Source organism: Rhodococcus sp. C26F, from assembly GCF_053345925.1.
The window spans coordinates 87,599-104,419 of sequence record NZ_JBKFBA010000017.1; the positions used below are offsets into that span (position 1 = coordinate 87,599).

16 protein-coding genes and 1 pseudogene are annotated in these 16,821 nt (G+C 68.8%); 4 read left to right on the top strand and 13 right to left on the bottom strand.

Annotation, left to right across the window (positions count from 1 at the left end; all coding sequences use genetic code 11):
- The 7 genes and pseudogenes from ACLBYD_RS17860 to clpB all read right to left on the bottom strand — a co-directional run.
- Positions 1-115 (bottom strand): annotated as a pseudogene (locus ACLBYD_RS17860) (galactose-1-phosphate uridylyltransferase); the annotation flags it as partial.
- 4 nt (positions 116-119) lie between these two features.
- Entirely contained in the window at positions 120-659 is a 540-nt protein-coding gene (pyrE, locus tag ACLBYD_RS17865) for an orotate phosphoribosyltransferase (RefSeq protein WP_447817486.1), read from the bottom strand.
- An 86-nt stretch (positions 660-745) separates the two neighbouring features.
- The gene (locus ACLBYD_RS17870) at positions 746-1,333 is read right to left on the bottom strand and encodes a LemA family protein (protein ID WP_447817507.1); all 588 of its coding nucleotides are present in this window, start codon (positions 1,331-1,333) and stop codon (positions 746-748) included.
- A 184-nt stretch (positions 1,334-1,517) separates the two neighbouring features.
- Positions 1,518-2,300, bottom strand: a complete 783-nt coding sequence (locus ACLBYD_RS17875) for an SDR family NAD(P)-dependent oxidoreductase (RefSeq protein ID WP_447817487.1) — start codon at positions 2,298-2,300, stop codon at positions 1,518-1,520.
- Positions 2,301-2,353: 53 nt separating this feature from the next.
- Entirely contained in the window at positions 2,354-3,013 is a 660-nt protein-coding gene (locus ACLBYD_RS17880; protein WP_006553002.1) for a hypothetical protein, read from the bottom strand.
- 29 nt (positions 3,014-3,042) lie between these two features.
- Entirely contained in the window at positions 3,043-3,954 is a 912-nt protein-coding gene (locus ACLBYD_RS17885) for a hypothetical protein (protein WP_447817488.1), read from the bottom strand.
- Between the two features lie 67 nt (positions 3,955-4,021).
- Complete coding sequence (clpB, locus tag ACLBYD_RS17890; protein ID WP_088898890.1) at positions 4,022-6,577, bottom strand: ATP-dependent chaperone ClpB; 2,556 nt, start codon at positions 6,575-6,577, stop codon at positions 4,022-4,024.
- Positions 6,578-6,847: 270 nt separating this feature from the next.
- Between clpB and ACLBYD_RS17895 the strand changes: the two genes are divergently transcribed.
- Positions 6,848-8,008 carry an FAD-binding oxidoreductase gene (locus ACLBYD_RS17895; RefSeq protein WP_447817489.1) on the top strand — a complete coding sequence of 387 codons (1,161 nt, stop codon included), beginning with the start codon at positions 6,848-6,850 and terminating at the stop codon, positions 8,006-8,008.
- Here the strand turns inward: ACLBYD_RS17895 and ACLBYD_RS17900 are convergent.
- The gene (locus tag ACLBYD_RS17900; RefSeq protein WP_447817490.1) at positions 7,989-8,555 is read right to left on the bottom strand and encodes an ester cyclase; all 567 of its coding nucleotides are present in this window, start codon (positions 8,553-8,555) and stop codon (positions 7,989-7,991) included. The genes ACLBYD_RS17895 and ACLBYD_RS17900 overlap by 20 nt on opposite strands.
- Positions 8,556-8,653: 98 nt before the next feature.
- Positions 8,654-9,220, bottom strand: coding sequence for a hypothetical protein (locus tag ACLBYD_RS17905; RefSeq protein ID WP_447817491.1), 567 nt, complete (start codon positions 9,218-9,220; stop codon positions 8,654-8,656).
- Positions 9,221-9,469: 249 nt separating this feature from the next.
- Here ACLBYD_RS17905 and ACLBYD_RS17910 point away from each other — a divergent pair, with 249 nt between their 5' ends.
- Positions 9,470-9,994, top strand: coding sequence for an AMIN-like domain-containing (lipo)protein (locus tag ACLBYD_RS17910; RefSeq protein WP_026061274.1), 525 nt, complete (start codon positions 9,470-9,472; stop codon positions 9,992-9,994).
- 100 nt (positions 9,995-10,094) lie between these two features.
- Here ACLBYD_RS17910 and ACLBYD_RS17915 read toward each other — a convergent pair whose 3' ends face one another.
- The gene (locus tag ACLBYD_RS17915) at positions 10,095-11,648 is read right to left on the bottom strand and encodes an AMP-binding protein (protein WP_447817492.1); all 1,554 of its coding nucleotides are present in this window, start codon (positions 11,646-11,648) and stop codon (positions 10,095-10,097) included.
- A gap of 197 nt (positions 11,649-11,845) precedes the next feature.
- Here ACLBYD_RS17915 and ACLBYD_RS17920 point away from each other — a divergent pair, with 197 nt between their 5' ends.
- Positions 11,846-12,637: an FAD-binding oxidoreductase gene (locus tag ACLBYD_RS17920; protein WP_447817493.1), complete on the top strand. Its 792-nt coding sequence runs from the start codon at positions 11,846-11,848 to the stop codon at positions 12,635-12,637.
- 25 nt (positions 12,638-12,662) lie between these two features.
- On the opposite strand, the gene ACLBYD_RS17925 is transcribed toward ACLBYD_RS17920, so the two are convergent.
- The 3 genes from ACLBYD_RS17925 to ACLBYD_RS17935 are packed head-to-tail and all read right to left on the bottom strand — an operon-like array spanning position 12,663 to position 15,933.
- Entirely contained in the window at positions 12,663-13,181 is a 519-nt protein-coding gene (locus ACLBYD_RS17925) for a hypothetical protein (protein ID WP_447817494.1), read from the bottom strand.
- Between the two features lie 29 nt (positions 13,182-13,210).
- Positions 13,211-14,923, bottom strand: a complete 1,713-nt coding sequence (locus tag ACLBYD_RS17930) for a 3-ketosteroid-delta-1-dehydrogenase (RefSeq protein WP_447817495.1) — start codon at positions 14,921-14,923, stop codon at positions 13,211-13,213.
- Positions 14,924-14,970: 47 nt separating this feature from the next.
- On the bottom strand, positions 14,971-15,933 hold the full coding sequence (locus ACLBYD_RS17935; RefSeq protein WP_447817496.1) for an alpha/beta hydrolase: 963 nt from the start codon (positions 15,931-15,933) through the stop codon (positions 14,971-14,973).
- Positions 15,934-16,103: 170 nt separating this feature from the next.
- Here ACLBYD_RS17935 and ACLBYD_RS17940 point away from each other — a divergent pair.
- Positions 16,104-16,821 (top strand): TIGR03619 family F420-dependent LLM class oxidoreductase (locus tag ACLBYD_RS17940; RefSeq protein ID WP_447817497.1); only part of this gene is annotated, 718 nt, incomplete at its 3' end.

Here is a 16,821-nt window from a genome sequence, read left to right on the forward strand (position 1 = left end):
GGTCGTGGAGGTCGCGGGTCGCGGCACCGGAGACGAACGGCTCGGTGTCGTCGAAATAGATCAGTTCCCGGCCGTCCGTGAGATGCGTGACGGTCTGCCGGACCCGCGCCCCCACGCGGCTACTTGTCGTCCAGACCCAGGTCGGCGAGGCCGAGCAGGGAACGGTACTCGACGCCCTCGGCGGCGATGACCTCGTCGGCGCCGGTCGCGCGGTCGACGACGGTCGCGACACCCACGACGATCGCACCGGCCTCGCGCAGCGCCTTGACGGCGGTGAGCGGCGAGTTGCCGGTGGTGGTGGTGTCCTCGACGACGAGCACACGCTTGCCGGTGACGTCCGGTCCCTCGATCTGCCGCTGCATGCCGTGGGCCTTGGCGGCCTTGCGGACGACGAAGGCGTCGATGGGCCGGCCGGGGGCGTGCATGACGGCGAGGGCGACGGGGTCGGCACCCATGGTCAGGCCGCCGACGGCGTCGAAGTCCCAATCGGAGACGAGTTCGCGCAGGAGCTTGCCGATGAGCGGGCCGGCCTTGTGGTGCAGGGTCGCGCGGCGCAGGTCGACGTAGTAGTCGGCTTCCTTACCGGACGACAGGGTCACGCGGTCGTGTACCACCGCCAGCTCGCGTACCAGTGCTGCCAGTTCGTCGCGGTCACTCATTGCGTCCTCACCCGTCGTTCGGCGGCGCGACGCCGGTGCGGTCGCGCTCGTGTCGGGGAACGAGCCTAGTCGCTGCGGGTCGCAGGTCAGGCAGCGACGGTGTCGGAGGTCGCCTCGGACTCCGGCCGGACGTCGCTCTCGACGATCTCCGCCTCGACGGTCTCGGGCTTCCGCGCCGGTTCGGATGCGGCGACGGGCGCGGGTGCCTCGAACAGCACGACCGGGCCGACGGCCGCGAGCTTCGCGAACAGCGAGGTGGGGAATCGGCCGACCGCGGTGTTCAGTGCGCCACCGAGGTCGTTGTGGACGCGGACGGCTCCGGCGATGCGCTGCTCGCGGGTCTGCAGTTCCCGGGCGACCCGGATGAACGGCCAGTGGTTGACCCCTCCGAGTCCACCGATCAGCTCGTGCAGCGTCGCGGACAGCGCGTTCTCCGCACCGGCGCGCTCGGTCAGCCCCAGACGCTGGTCGCGCACGCCGATGGCGAGCGACCGGGCGCCGACGACGGGCCGGATACGCTCACGTTCGACACCGGCACCGGCCGACGCCGCGATGAGCGCGGGCACGAGATCGTAGCGGTCGTCGAGTTCGTGGAGGAGCAGGCGCAGGCTCTCCCGGTGGCGTTGCTGCAACGTCCGAAGACGGCGCACGCCTGCGCGCAACCACAGCACCACCGCAACCACGACAGCAACACAGAGCACCACAGCCACAGACGTCACGCGCAGAAATGTACCGAGCGCACGAATCGCGTCGAAGACTGCACCCGGCGTGTCCTGCGCGGTGTATCCGTACCGTGATCTGGCAACGCCCGCCGTCAGTTCGTCCGTGGCGATCGGGTGCTGTCGCGGCCGCAGCCGATCAGGTGCGGCCGCGACCGTTGCCGAAGGTGTTGGTCAGCTTCCGCACGAGGTTCTGCGGCACCAGTCGTCCCGCCGTGGCGAGCACCTTGTACTGCAGCCCCGGAATGCTGCGGACCTTGCCCTTGTCGAGGTCGGCGAGCGAGGTGCGCACCACCTCGTCGACGTCGAGCCACATCAGGTTCGGGGTGGACGACATGTCGATCCCGGCACGCTGATGGAACTCGGTGCGCACGAAGCCGGGGCACAGTGCCTGCACCCGCACGCCCGTGCCGGCGAGGCCACCGGCCAGCCCTTCCGTGAACGACACGACATAGGCCTTGCTGCCGGAGTAGGTGGAACCGCGCCCGGGCAGCAGACCGGCCACGCTCGCGACGTTGACGATGTCGCCCCTGCCCGCCTCGATCATCGACGGGAGCGCGGCGCGAGTGAACGCGACGACCGAGGTGACGTTGACGTCGAGCTGCGCCTGCAGCAGGGCCGGATCGGCGGTCCAGAACTCGCCGGTCGTGCCGAAGCCGGCGTTGTTGACGAGCATGTCGACGCCGCGGCCGAGGCGCTCGACGACGAGATCGCGACCGTCGGCGGTCGCCAGGTCGGCGACGATGATCTCCGATGCCGCCCCGAACTTCTGCTTCAGCTCGGCGGCGAGTTCGTCGAGGGCGGGACGGGTGCGGGCGACGAGCACGAGGTCGTAACCGCGACTCGCGAGGGTGCGGGCGAAACCCGCACCGATTCCCGAGGTGGGGCCGGTCACGAGCGCGACGGGGCGGGCGGAAGTCATGGCCGCCACACTAACGACACGCGACGCGCGCGACCACCTCCCGAGGATCTACCTCAGTGACGGGCGGAGGGCCGACCCGGATCCTGCGAACCCCGGTCGAGTTCCTCGGGTTCGACGACGGGCGGCAGCACGTGGAGGATGCCCGACAAACGCGCGACGGTCTCGATGGCCGAGTCCCATTCGCGTCCGGAGCTGCCGACGGGGATCGAGCCGAGCGTCCACTCGCCTTCGCTCCACAGCATCTGTACGTGGTCGGGGATGGACTCGGTGAACGCGACCATCCGCTGGTCGCACACGCGTCGCGCGATCTCGAGGTCGGTGGCGAAGACGATGCGCGGGCCGATCGAACCGAGCAGGTTCATGTCGGGGTCCTTCGGCGGCGGCGTCGACTTGAGCCGCAGATCGATGTCGACGTCGGAGCCGACCTTGCGCCGGACCGCGATGATCGTCGCGGTCTCCTCGATGTCGAACAGGACGAACTCCTCGCCGCGGCGAACCCCACGGACGATGTCGATCGCGCCGAGATATTCCTGCTTGGCGAGCGCCGCGCGGTGCCAGGTGGACGGCAGGTGGTCCTCGGCGGAGGTGTACTTGTAGCCCTGCGCCTTGGCCCAGATCTCCCGGATACGACCCGACTGCTCTCGCCGCGTCCGGTCGACGTAGAGCAGCGCGACCGCACCCAGCAGTGCGACCGCGGCCAGAGAGAACCACATGACAGTCATCGTCGAGTCAGCCTAGCGGGTCAGCGGCCCGAACCACCGAAGGATGGGAGGGACGCGCTGACGACGGTCTCGGCAGTCATCCGTCCCTGCTCGACGGCACTGCCGGTCGCCACGGCGGTCGCTCCGACCTCGAGGTTGTCGGCGGTGTTGCCGGTCAGGGTGATGATCTCGGTGTCGGGGGTGAGGACGACGGTGACCGTCGAACCACCGATGACGCCGAGGGTGATGCTGCCGCCGTCGTTGGCGGTGATCGTGCCCACGACCGCGCCCGCGTCGCCCATGACCTCGCCGAGTCCGCCGGGGATCCGGTCGAGCGGCAGTCCCGGTGTGGTCGGTTCGGGTGCCGGCGGGAGAGTCGCCGTCGGCGGGGGCGCGACGGTGGCCGGGGCGCGATCCGACGCGACCCGCGAGGTGGAGTCGTCGGGCCGGCTGAGCAGGAACCCGATGGTGCCGCCGAGCGCGATGAGGACCACCGCGGCGAGCGCGATCAGTCCCCAGCGCGGGCCGCGCGGCTTCCCGGCATCCGTGCCGGGCACCGGACCCGTGGGTGGCTGCCCGGGGATTCCGTGCCCCCGCGTTCCCGGTCCCGGGTTCATCGCCGTCTGCGGGTTACCGGGGTCGTATCCGGGGAGCACCTGTGTGGGCTGATAGCCGTGCGGGGGCGGGTAGCCCGGCTGAGGCGGATACGGCTGTTGCGACGGAGGACCCTGGGGGGACGGATAAGCCTGGGTGGGCTGGTACTCGCTCCCCTGCGCGCCCCACTGCTCGTAGCGGGTGTACGCGACCGTCGGGTTGGTGACCGGCCGTCCGTACGCCTCGGTCGGGTCGTCGGTGTGCAGCACGCGGGTCGCGTCGTCGTCCGTCCCGTTCGACGACTCGTCGAGTGCGTAGGCCCGTTCCTGCGGGGTGCGCGGATCCTGGGGATTCTTCATAGCGCCTTCCAGAGTAGGCGCGCGCGGCCCCGGCGGCTCCTGCCACCGAGGCCGCGCACCGGTGCCGTCAGGCGCTGATCACGAGGTGGTCGCCGTCCTCGCTGACGCCCACGTGGACGGTGTCTCCGTCCTTGATCTCACCGGCGAGCAGCTTCTTGGCGAGCTGGTCGCCGACCGCCTGCTGGATCAGGCGGCGCAACGGACGTGCACCGTACTGCGGGTCGTAGCCGCGCACCGCCAGCCAGAACCGCGCGGTGTTCGAGACGTCCAACGTCAGTCGCCGCGCCGACATGCGGTCGGCGAACTGGTCGAGCTGGATGTCGACGATCTTCTCGAGCTGCTCCTCCGAGAGCGGGTCGAAGATCACGACGTCGTCGAGCCGGTTGATGAACTCCGGCTTGAACGCCGCCCGCACCGCCGCCATGATGTGCTCCCGATCGCCGCCCGCACCGAGGTTCGACGTGAGGATCAGGATGGTGTTGCGGAAGTCGACCGTGCGGCCCTGGCCGTCGGTGAGACGACCGTCGTCGAGCACCTGCAGCAGCGTGTCGAAGACGTCCGGGTGTGCCTTCTCGACCTCGTCGAACAGCACCACCGTGTAGGGGCGACGCCGCACGGCCTCGGTCAGCTGACCGCCGGCCTCATAGCCGACGTAGCCCGGAGGCGCACCGACGAGGCGTGCCACCGAGTGCTTCTCGCTGTACTCGGACATGTCGATCCGCACCATGGCGCGTTCGTCGTCGAACAGGAAGTCGGCGAGCGCCTTCGCCAGCTCCGTCTTGCCGACACCGGTCGGGCCGAGGAACAGGAAGGACCCCGTCGGACGGTTCGGGTCGGCGACACCGGCACGTGCACGACGCACCGCGTCGGAGACGGCCTGCACCGCGACGTCCTGGCCGACGACCCGCTTGCGCAGTTCGTCCTCCATCCGCAGCAACTTGGCGGTCTCGCCCTCGAGCATGCGGCCGGCGGGGATGCCGGTCCATGCCGCGACGACGTCGGCGACGTCGTCCGGGCCGACCTCCTCCTTGAGCATCAGGTCGCCACCGGCGGTGGTACCCGACGCGGCGGCTGCCGCCTCGAGCTTCTTCTCCAGCTCGGGGATGCGGCCGTAGCGCAGCTCGGCGGCCTTGCCGAGGTCGCCGTCGCGTTCGGCGCGTTCCTCCTCACCGCGCAGGGATTCGAGCTGTTCCTTGATCTCCCGCACGGAGTCGATCGCGGTCTTCTCGTTCTGCCAGCGCGTGGTGAGCTGGTTGAGCTTCTCCCGCTCGTCGGCGAGTTCGGCGCGCAGCTTCTCGAGGCGTTCCTTCGAGGCCTCGTCGCTCTCCTTCTGCAACGCCATCTCCTCGATCTCGAGGCGACGGACGATGCGTTCGACGGTGTCGATCTCCTCGGGACGCGAGTCGATCTCCATCCGCAGGCGCGAGGCTGCCTCGTCGACGAGGTCGATCGCCTTGTCGGGTAGGAAGCGCGAGGTGATGTACCGGTCGGACAGCGTCGCCGCCGCGACGAGCGCGGAGTCGGTGATGCGCACGCCGTGGTGCACCTCGTAGCGCTCCTTGAGGCCGCGCAGGATGCCGACGGTGTCCTCGACACTCGGCTCCCCCACCAGGACCTGCTGGAAACGACGTTCGAGAGCCGCGTCCTTCTCGATGTACTTGCGGTACTCGTCGAGGGTCGTGGCACCGACCAGCCGCAGCTCACCGCGGGCGAGCATCGGCTTGATCATGTTGCCGGCGTCCATCGCCGACTCGCCTGTCGCGCCGGCACCGACGATGGTGTGGAGCTCGTCGATGAAGGTGATGATCTGCCCGGCCGATTCCTTGATCTCGTCGAGCACGGCCTTGAGGCGTTCCTCGAACTCGCCGCGGTACTTCGCGCCCGCGACCATCGAGCCGAGGTCGAGCGAGATGACGGTCTTTCCGCGCAGCGACTCGGGCACGTCCCCGGCGACGATGCGCTGGGCGAGGCCCTCGACGATGGCGGTCTTGCCGACACCGGGCTCACCGATGAGGACCGGGTTGTTCTTGGTCCTGCGGGAGAGCACCTGGACGACACGGCGGATCTCGTTGTCGCGACCGATGACCGGGTCGAGCTTGCCTTCGCGCGCCCGCGCCGTCAGATCGGTGGAGTACTTCTCCAGGGCCTGATAGCTGGCCTCGGGATCGGCGGAGGTCACGCGGCGGTTGCCGCGGACGGTCGTGAAGGCGTCGCGCAGGGCGGCCGGCGTCGCGCCGTGCCCGGCGAGGAGCTTCGCGACATCGGAGTCGCCACCGGCGAGGCCGACGAGGACGTGCTCGGTGGAGACGAATTCGTCGGTGAGTTCGGTGGCGAGTTTCTGCGCCGCGGTCATGGCCGCGATCGCCTCACGCCCGAGCTGTGGCGTGGTGGTCGCACCACTGGTCTGCGGAAGACGACGGACGAGGTCCTCGGCTTCCCTGCGGACCGCGGCCGGGTCGACGCCCACCGCTTCGAGCAGCGGGCCGGCGATGCCGTCGGTTTGGTCGAGCAGTGCCACGAGCAGGTGTGCCGGACGGATCTCCGGGTTGCCCGCAGCGGACGCCGACTGAAGTGCAGCGGTGAGTGCGGCCTGGGTCTTGGTCGTCGGATTGAACGAGTCCACTGCGCGCCCCTTTCTTTCTCGGTGCACCCCACGCGCAGGCGAGTGCCCCATGTCGATTCTGCAGCCGATTCCCTGCATCGGGCAGGTCTCGGTGATGTCGAATTTTTCAACGGATCATAAGTTGAGTTTGTTCCACTCAACTTTCCTGAGTGTAGTGACTCTGCTCACAAACCGCTCGCAGGTTGTGACGGACCCGGCGGTCAGTGGCCGGGCGCCCTGCAACCGACTACAGTGGCGGCGTTCGCGCAGCACGGATACAGGGAGGATGGCGTGGAGGCTTTCGCCATCGCCCGGGTTCAGCTCAGCTTCGCGTCGATCATCGCCACCCCCACCGGAGCCGAACGGTTCGCGACGGCGTTCTACAACGCCATGTGGAGCGAGTCCACCGGCATCCGCTCACTGTTCCCCGCCGGCATGGAGTCGATGCGGCAGCGGTTCGCGACCGCGGTCGGCTGGGTCGTTGCCCGCCTCCACGAGCCGGGCACCGTCGACAGGTTCCTCGCCCAGCTCGCGCGCGACCACCGTAAGTACGGGGTCGAGCCGCTGCACTACCGCGTCGCGGGCAACGCACTGCTCGCCGCGGTCCGCGAATGCACTCCCCTGATCCTGTGGACGGCCGCGCTCGAGCGCACCTGGGCCGAGGTCGTCGACGGGGTGGTCGAAACGATGACGACCGCCGCGGCCACCGACGACCTGCCTGCCTCGTGGGGCGCCACCGTCGTCGGCCACGAACGCGTGCTCCCCGATCTGGCGATCATCCGGCTCGAGGCCGACAGCCCGATCCCCTATTACGCGGGCCAGTACATGAGCGTGCAGATCCCGCAGCGCCCACACATGTGGCGGTACCTGTCCGCGGCGATCCCCCCGAATCCGTACGGGCAGATCGAATTCCACGTCCGACGGGTCTCCACCGGATGGGTGAGCCCTGCGCTCGTCGGCGAGACCGCCGTCGGCGACCGATGGACGATCGGCCCACCGCTCGGTGGCCTGCACGTCGACCGCGAGAGCGGTCAGGACGTGCTGATGATCGCGTCCGGCACCGGCCTCGCCCCCATGCGCGCCCAGATCATGGAGATGGCGATGCGCGGCGACAACCCGCGCGTCCACCTGTTCTACGGCGGCAAGTATCCGTGCGACCTGTACGACCTCGAGACGCTGTGGCAGATCGCCACGACCAACCCGTGGCTGACCATCGTGCCGGTGCTCGAGGAGAAGGAGAATCCTTGGTGGCACCCGGTTCCCGTGAAGGAACCGCCCACCGGCCTCAATCGGCCGATGTACGGCAAGCTCGGTAAGGTCGCCGGGCAGTTCGGCACGTGGGCCGACCGTCAGATCCAGATCGCCGGGTCGCCGTCTATGATCCGCACGACGCTGTACGCGCTGTCGGCGGCAGGCACCCCGCGTCAGAACATCAGCTTCGACCCGCTCTGATCTGCTTGCGCAGCTTCCGTGCTGCGAGAACGTTCCGCGTAAGCGAGATCGGGTTCGGTGGCACCCATCCCGCCTGCTTCGCCATTCCGAGGTCGTCGCGCACGGCCCAGTGCTCGACGATCTTGCCGTCGGCCACCCGCATCCAATGGGCCTGACGCACCGTGAAACTCTTTCCCGTCGGCGCGAACACCTGATCGACGCGGCCCTGCTCGTCGTAGGTGGCGAAGGGTCCTTCGTGTCGCGCCGACATGACGGTGTCGAGGACGACGAGATCGTCCTGCTCCACGACGTTCTTCACCTCGAACTTCAGATCTGCGAAGGCGTCACGCAACCACAGTGCAGTCGCGAAGAAACCGTCGGGTCCGTGGGCTCTGGTGGGAGGCGGTTCACTCTTTGCTTCGCAGTTGACCGCGTCCGCGGACAGCACCTCGTCGAAAACGCTGCGATCACCGTCGGCCATCATCATCAGAGCCCGCACGGCGAGAGATTTCTTCTCCTCGGATCCGAGTTCCGGAGTGGACGCCGGAGTGGAATGTTCGATCTTCACGGCACTTCTCCTGCCTGTGAAACGAGACGATCGACCCCCGGTTCGAGTATGAACCGGCCGGTCCGGAAGTCAACGCCGCAGGGGAAGCGAACCGGTGGCTACATCCGCTGCGCCGCGACCGCCCGCGCGAACTCCGGATGCGCCTGCGAGATGACGAGTTCCGAACCGTCCTCGGCCACGGACATTCCCAGAGAGGCCCGCTTCGGCTCGAGCACCCGCAGGGCGACGTAGATCGGGAGGAACGACAGACCGAAGACACTGAGCAGCGCCAGACCGTAGATCTTGGGAGCGCCCTGCACGAGCGCGAACACCAGCGCGAGGAAGATGACGCCGAGGACCGTGCAGGTCGCGGCGGCGGCGATCTGCCAGCGCGTGCGGACGGCGACGCAGCGAGCGCACACGGGCCAGTCCACCGCGGCGACCTGCACCGTGTAGGCGGCCTCGATCGCCGAACCGAACCGGTTCGATCCCTGGCGGGGCTCCGATGCGTCGGCCGCGACCGTCACCCGGACACGTCCGGTCTCGGGCTCTCCGTGGCGCGGGCAGATCGGGGGGATGGGATCGATCGGTCGCATCGAACCGTCTCCGAGCGTGCTCGTCGCTCCCGAGCCCGGATATTCGACTGCCAACCGCACCTCGACCCGCTGGGCGTCCCCGTTCACCATGCGAGGGAGTATGTCAGCACGACCCGGGCAGTGAAAGACCGGCTGCGCCTGACCGGTACTCGTACGGTCGCGCGGGTACCGAAGGAGCCTCTACGTGCTCGTTCCCGAAAGCGCGCACGACCTTTCGGGCAGGCGTCGGCGACGTCGTGGCACGAACCGCACCCGCGGTAGCGGAACGACGAAGAGTGATGTAACGCAGATCACACTTCGTGCGATGATCCATCATCAGCCACACACAGAGGAACGGACATGAGCAGGATTCACGTGTGGCTCGCGATGATCGTCGTCATCGCGGGGATCGGGCTGACCGGCCCGACCGCGTCGGCCGCAACGCCCTATTGCGGCATCCACTGGGGTTCGCTGGACAAGGTGAACCCGACGATGGTCGCCTCACCGTTCACCGCCGTGCGGGCGGGACGGCACGAGTGCTTCGACCGGATCGTCGTCGATCTCGCCGGGCCGGCCGCGGGCTACCGCGTCGGCTACGTCCCTGCCGTCCACGAGGACGGATCGGGGTTCGAGGTCCCGCTGCGCGGAGGCGCCTACCTCCAGGTGGTCGTCCTCGCGCCCGCCTACTACGTACCGGCGAACCGGCGCGAGGTCGTCGACGTGAGCGGGTACCGGACTCTGCGGCAGGTGGCGTGGGCCAACAGTTTCGAAGGCCAGACCACCCTCGGGGTCGGGGTACGGGCCCGGCTGCCGTTCCGGGTGTTCACCCTCGACGGTCCCGGTAGCGGTTCACGGGTGGTGCTGGACGTCGCGCACCAGTGGTGAGGCAGGACATCGACACAGCCGAATCCGCGAAATCTGTTGACAAACAGACGGNCCCGGCAACCACGAGCGGTTGCCGGGACCGGTGGTCACGAGAACGGAGTCAGCGATAGGATGCCCGCAGCGTCTTCTTGTCGAGCTTGCCCAGTGGCGTCAGCGGCAGCGCGTCGAGGAAGTCGACCGACTTGGGGGCATGCACCGAACCCTTTGCGGCACGCACCTTCTCGATCAGTTCCTCGGCCGGCACCGACTGGCCCTCGCGCAGCACGACACACGCCTTGACAGCCTCGCCCCACTTGGTATCCGGCACACCGACGACGGCCACGGACGCGACCGCCGGGTGCGACGAGATGACGTCCTCGATCTCGCGGGGGAAGACATTGAAGCCGCCGGTGACGATCATGTCCTTCTTGCGGTCGACGATCGTCATGAAGCCGTTCTTGTCGGCGCGCGCGACATCGCCGGTGTGCAGCCATCCGCCGCGCAGCGCCTCGGCGGTCTCCTCCGGCTTGTTCAGATAGCCCTTCATCACGAGCGGGCCGCGCACACAGATCTCGCCGAGTTCGCCCTGCGGCACCTCGTTCAGGTCGTCGTCGAGCAGGCGGACGTCGAGCCACGGCACGGGGCGGCCGCACGACGCGAGGCGGCTCGGATCATCGGGGAGGTGTTCCTCCTTGCGCAGCACCGAGATGGTCATGCCGCATTCGGACTGACCGTAGAACTGGAAGAAGACCGGACCGAGCCGCTCGATTCCCTCGCGCAGGCGGGACGGCGACATGGCCGACGCGCCGTAGAACAGGGTCTCGAGGCTCGACAGGTCGCGGCTGTCGAAATCGGGATGGTCGAGCAGCATGTAGATCATCGTCGGCACGAGCATCGTCGCGTTGATGCGGTGCTTCTCGATCGCTTCGAGCACGAGCGCGGGATCGAAATGAGGCAGCACGTAGAGGCATCCGCCGCGCAGGAGCGTGGGGACGAAGAACGCCGCACCGGCGTGCGAGAGCGGGGTGCACACGAGGAAGCGCGGCTGCTCGGGCCACTGCCACTCGGCCATCTGGATCTGGTTCAGGGCCGCTCCCGAACGGAACGAGCCCATCACACCCTTCGGCTTCCCGGTGGTGCCGCCGGTGTAGACGATGGACGAGGTGTCCTCGATGCCGACGGGTGCGGACACGAGCCGCTGCTCGGTGAACTGCTCGGACAGGGCGAGGATGTCGGTACCCACCGAGGACGGGCCGAGGGAGAACAGGTTCTTCAGGGTCGGCACCTGCTCGCGCAGCTCCGCGGCGCGTTCCTCGAAGTGCCGGGGATCGAAGATCAGGGTCTCGATCTCGGCGTCGATCGAGATGTACAGGTGGTCGGAGAGCGAGCCCATGGGGTTCAGGGCCGTGTTGCGGCAGCCGGCGACCATCGTGGCGCCCATCGAGATGAGCACCTCGGGCCGGTTCTTGGACAGCATCGCCACCGCCGATCCCTGCCCGACCCCGACGGACGCGAGCGCCTGCTGGAACCGGCTGACGGCGGCGCGCATCTCGGCTCCGGTGAGGACGACGTCACCGAGGTGCAGGGCGGGCCGGTCGGCGCTGCGGTCGAGCGCGGTGATGAGGAGATCGGGCGTGAATGCGGGGCGGTAGAGGTCGGCGTACTCCTCGGGCATGGTCGTCCTTCCGGTGTGCTGTGACGGTCCGTTGTGTGACGTCACCGGTCGGCGTTCTCCGCTGTGGTGACCATCACCTGCCGTTGGTCACGATAACCGCTCGGGGCCGAAAACTGAAACACGTTCCACTCTGCCTTTTCGGCGATTTCTCGCCTAGAGTCTTGGGCACGCCACAGCACACCACCGGGGGATCACGCATGCAGTCGGCCACGCCGTCACCGAGCGAGACCGAGAGGGCAGTCACCGCAACCGTCGTCGAACATCATCGGCTCCGCCACGATCTCGCGGTTGTGCGTCTCGAATGCGACGACGCGATCGTCGATTTCCGCCCTGGGCAGTACGTCGACGTGGCCGTGCCGCAGCGTCCCACGCTGCCGCGTCGCCTCTCCCCCGCACTGCCACCGTCGCTGGACGGCAAGCTCGAGTTCCACGTGCGCACGGTCCCGGGTGGCTGGGTGAGCGGCGCAATCGTCGCCGAGACACGGCCGGGCGACGTGTGGCAGATCGGCGCGGCCCGCGGCGGCGACCTCCACATCGACGACACCGGCCGCATCGTCATCATGGTGGCCGGCGGTACGGGCCTCGCGCCGCTGCGGTCGCTGATCCTCGACACGGCGCGTCACCCGGATCCGCCCCGCACCTTCCTGTTCACGGGCGCCCGCAACCCGCGCGACCTGTACGCCGCCGACATGCTCACGCTCCTGTCTGAGGCGCTGCCGTGGCTGACGGTGGTGCCGGTCGTGGAGACCCTCGAGATCCCCGACATCCCCGACCCCTGGTTCGATCGCATCGCCCCGCGCATCGACGAGTTCGGACCCGACCCCGACGAACTGCTCGAGGGCAGCGTCGACGAGATCGTCACGTCCTACGGTGCGTTCGGCGACCACCAGGTGCTCGTGTGCGGCCCGGCGGCCATGGTGCGCACCACCGCTCAGCGGCTGATCGAGACCGGCACCCCGGTCGAGAACATCCGCTACGACCCGTACTGAGTGCGCCCGGCGTCCGGCCGGCTCTCTAGCGATCGGCTGCGGCGGTCACCCAGGCACGAGCGACGACCGACCCGGACGAATCCGTGCCGACGAGCGCGACGTCCTCGACGTCCTCGTGATCGGTGCTGTAACGCTGCAGCACGGTCGCGGACCAGGACGGCGATCCGGTACCCGCGGAATGCCGGTAGATCCGCATCCGGACCCGCCGCACATCGGCTAGGTCGAACCGTTCGGCGACCGACTGCAGAAGTTCGTCGGCGCACGGCGCGGGCGCACCGTCCTCATCGGCCGGACGCGCCGATCCGGACACGTAGACCTCGGCGACGACCCGCCCGACCTCATCGAGGTATCGGAGCGTCCGGTCGAGCCGGGCGGACGCCTCGTCGCGGTTGTCGCGGACCCGGCAGGTCAGCGCGTCGGTGGTGGGTGGCGCGAAGAAGACGATGTCCACTTCGTCCACCGGGCCGTCTTCGGGACGGGGCCCGGTCCCCCAGAGGGACAGCACGGTAGGGAGGGAACGGACGTCCCCGTTCGTGATCGTCACATGCCCTCCCTACCTTTCGGATCGTCCGCTCAGGCGACCGGTGCGTCCGACGATGCTGCGTCGCGTGCCGCGATGTACCCGAAGACCAGGCCCTGCCCGATGGTGGCGCCGGCACCGGGATAGCGGTGGCCGAACGCGTTGGCCGCGGTGTTGCCGATGGCGTAGAGACCGGCAATGGGGCTGCCGTCCTCGCGGAGGACCCGCGCCCGCTCGTCGGCGCGCACGCCACCGCACGTGCCGAGATCGCTCAGCGTCATCTTCACCGCGTAGAGCGGGCCGTGCGTGAGGGGTCGCAGGTTCGGGTTCGGCTGGACGGTCGGGTCACCGTAGTAGCGGTCGTAGGCACTGCCGCCACGTCCGAACTCGGAATCCGTTCCCGCCGCCGCGTCCTCGTTGAACTTGTCGAACGTCGCGGCGAAGGTGTCCACCGGCACGCCCATCGACGCCGCAAGTTCCGCAGCGGTGGTGCCGCGGTGGGCGATGCCCGCCTCGTACCAGGCCTCCGGGAGCGGCTGGCGCGGGAACACCCCGGCTGCAAAGACGTAGCTGTTGCGGTACTTCTGGTCGAAGACGATCCACATCGACTCGATCGGATCGCCGGCACGCTCGCGTTCGAGCACCAGCTGTCCGAACGACATGTAGTCGGACGACTCGTTCGTGAACCGGCGTCCCGTCTGGTCGACGATGAACGAGCCGGGCAGCGAACGCTCGGCGAGCATGACCATCGGCGGCTTGCCCGGACGGGTCGGCGCGACGGCGGGGAACCACCATGCCTGGTCCATGAGGGCGAGATCGGCACCGACCTCCTGGGCCGCCTTGATCGCGTCGCCGGTGTTGGTCTCCGCCCCGAGGCTCTCGTGGTCGAGCAGACGCTCGGACTGGAACTTGCGCCGCATCTCCATGTCATGGTCGAACCCACCCGCGGCAAGCACCACCCCGCGACGAGCGGTCACCGTCACCTCACGTCCGTTCTGCGCTACGACGGCACCGGTGACACGATCCCCGTCGGTGAGCAGACGCACCAGCGACGTCTCGGTCCACACCGGCACACCGGCCTTCAGCACACCCGCGAACAGGCCGGCGGCGATCGCTTGTCCACCGGCGACGTATTCACGCTTGACGGCGAGACCGGCGACACCCTGGGCGAGCCGCTTGAAGATGCGCGGAAAACCCTTGTGCGGCACGCGCAACATGAGGTTCATCCACTTGTAGTCGGCACCGGTGGTGGGCATCGGCAGGCTCGCCTCCATGAGGCCGGGACGCAGTCGACCGCGCTCCTCACCGAGGACCGAAAGGTCCAGAGGCAGACACTCGCAGCTGCGGCCGACCGCCGAACCGCCCGCCAGTTCGGGATGATAGTCGGAGTAGCCCTCGGCCCAGAACAGCTTCATGGGCGTGGTGCGCTGGAGCATCTCGACCGTGGCGACACCGTTGTCGACGAAGGCCTCGCCCCGCTCGACCGGCGCCGTGCCGTCGACGACCGTCCGCACGTAGGTGTGGCCGCGATCGACGGTGTCGCCGCTTCCCGCCGCGGTGAGCACCGGATTGGCCGGCACCCAGAACGCACCGCCGGAACGGGCGGTCGATCCGCCGACGTAGGCCGACTTCTCCGCGATGAGGGCGGACAGTCCCGCCTCGTGCGCGGTGAGTGCGGCGGCCATGCCCGTACCGGACCCGATCACGAGCAGGTCGACAGTGGTGTCCTGGGCGGGTGCCACGGGCGGTACGGATGTCGGGGCCATCGACAGTCTCCTTCTCGTCGTTGTCTGCGGGACGCTAGGACAGTTGCTCAGGACGCGAAGCCGGTCGTCCCGGTCACCGGGAGATCCGGCCCGTCGACCAGGGCGCGCATCATCTTCCACACCTCCTGCCGCGCCGGCTCGGTGAGCGACAGCGCGGGGAAGGTCAGGAACCCGTGGAACAGGCCGTCGAATCTGCGGTGCTGTACGGACACCCCGGCCGCGGCGAGACGGTCGGCGTAGTCGTCGCCGGACGAGCACGGCGGATCGAGTTCGGCGGTGACGACGACCGCCGAGGGCAGCCCGGCGAGCGATTCGGCGCGGGTCGGGATCAGGCGGGGATCGTCGGTGCCGTCCGGCGCGTACTGCTCCCAGTACCACCGCATCGCCGCTGCGGAGTTGTAGTAGCCCGTCCCGTACTTCCGGTACGACTCGGTGTCGAAGTCGTCGTCGATCACCGGATAGAACAACGCCTGACCGAGCACCGCCGGTCCGCCCTCGTCCCGCGCGGCGAGGGCGACGGTCGCGGCGAGGTTTCCACCGGCACTGTCGCCGGCGAGCACGATGCGCGCCGGGTCTCCTCCGTACGACGCGACGGTCGCGGCCGTCCATTCGAGCGCGGCGTACATGTCGTCGTGCGCGGCCGGCGCGGGGTGTTCGGGGGCCAGCCGGTAATCGACGGACACGACGACGGCCCCGACACCCTCCGCCATCGACCGGCAGAACTCGTCGTGACTGTCGAGATCGCAGAAGACGAACCCGCCACCGTGCGCGAACACGACCACCGGCAGCGCGGTCTCGGAGGACTCGGGACGATAGAGACGCAACGCGAGGTCGCCTCCCGGTCCGTCGATGACGAGATCGTGCACCTCACGCATCGCGGGGAGACGCTGGAGCGGAGCGCGGCGGCTGCGGATGATCTCCCGGAGTTCCGTCGGCGGAGTCGTCGTGACGTCCGGAAAGCCCGCCTCCAGGGCCTTCAGCATGGACTCCACTTCGGGATGCAACGGCATGTCGGTCTCCTCGGCAGTCGATACGTGCCGGTCACGCTAGGTCCGCCTCGGGACGCCCCGGAAGCCGATATCCCGTCCAGCGGGTCGTGTATCGGCGAGCGGGACCGGACGTGCTCCGCGGGCCCGTCCGGGCGCACACTCCTGACGGACCGATCGACGAAGGAGAGCGCATGATCGACGGATCGAACCGCACGCGGGTGGTACGCATCGGGATCACCAGCCCGATCGTCACCCGCGTCCCCGGGGCCTCCGGCGACTGGGAGGCCGGTGCGGGGATCGAAGAGCTGTCGCAGATCGCGGTCACCGCGGATCGGTCGGGATTCCACCACCTCACCTGCAGCGAACACGTCGCGGTACCGGTGCCCGTGGCCGCGACGCGAGGTGGGACGTACTGGGATCCCCTGGCGACCCTCGGCTTCCTGGCGGCGCGCACCGACCGGATCCGGCTGGTCACCCAGGTTCTCGTCCTCGGCTACCACCATCCTCTGGAGATCGCGAAGCGCTACGGCACCCTCGACACGGTCAGCGGCGGACGGCTGACCCTCGGGCTCGGGGTCGGTTCGCTTCAGGAGGAGTTCGCGCTGCTCGACGTCCCGTTCACCGATCGCGGCGCCCGGGCCGACGATGCTCTCGCCGCCCTGCGCGCGTCCCTGTCGACGCGTGAACCCTCCTTTCGCGGAGAATATTTCGAGTACTCGGATGTGGTGGTCGATCCCTGCGCCGTACAGCCGCGAGTTCCGTTGTGGATCGGCGGCCGCACTCTGCGTTCGCTGCGACGCGCGTGCGAATTCGGGGACGGTTGGGTGCCTTTCGGGCTCGCCTTCGACGACGTGAAGGCGATGCTCACGAAGAGGCAGCCGCCGCCCGGTTTCGAGGTCGTGCTGTCGG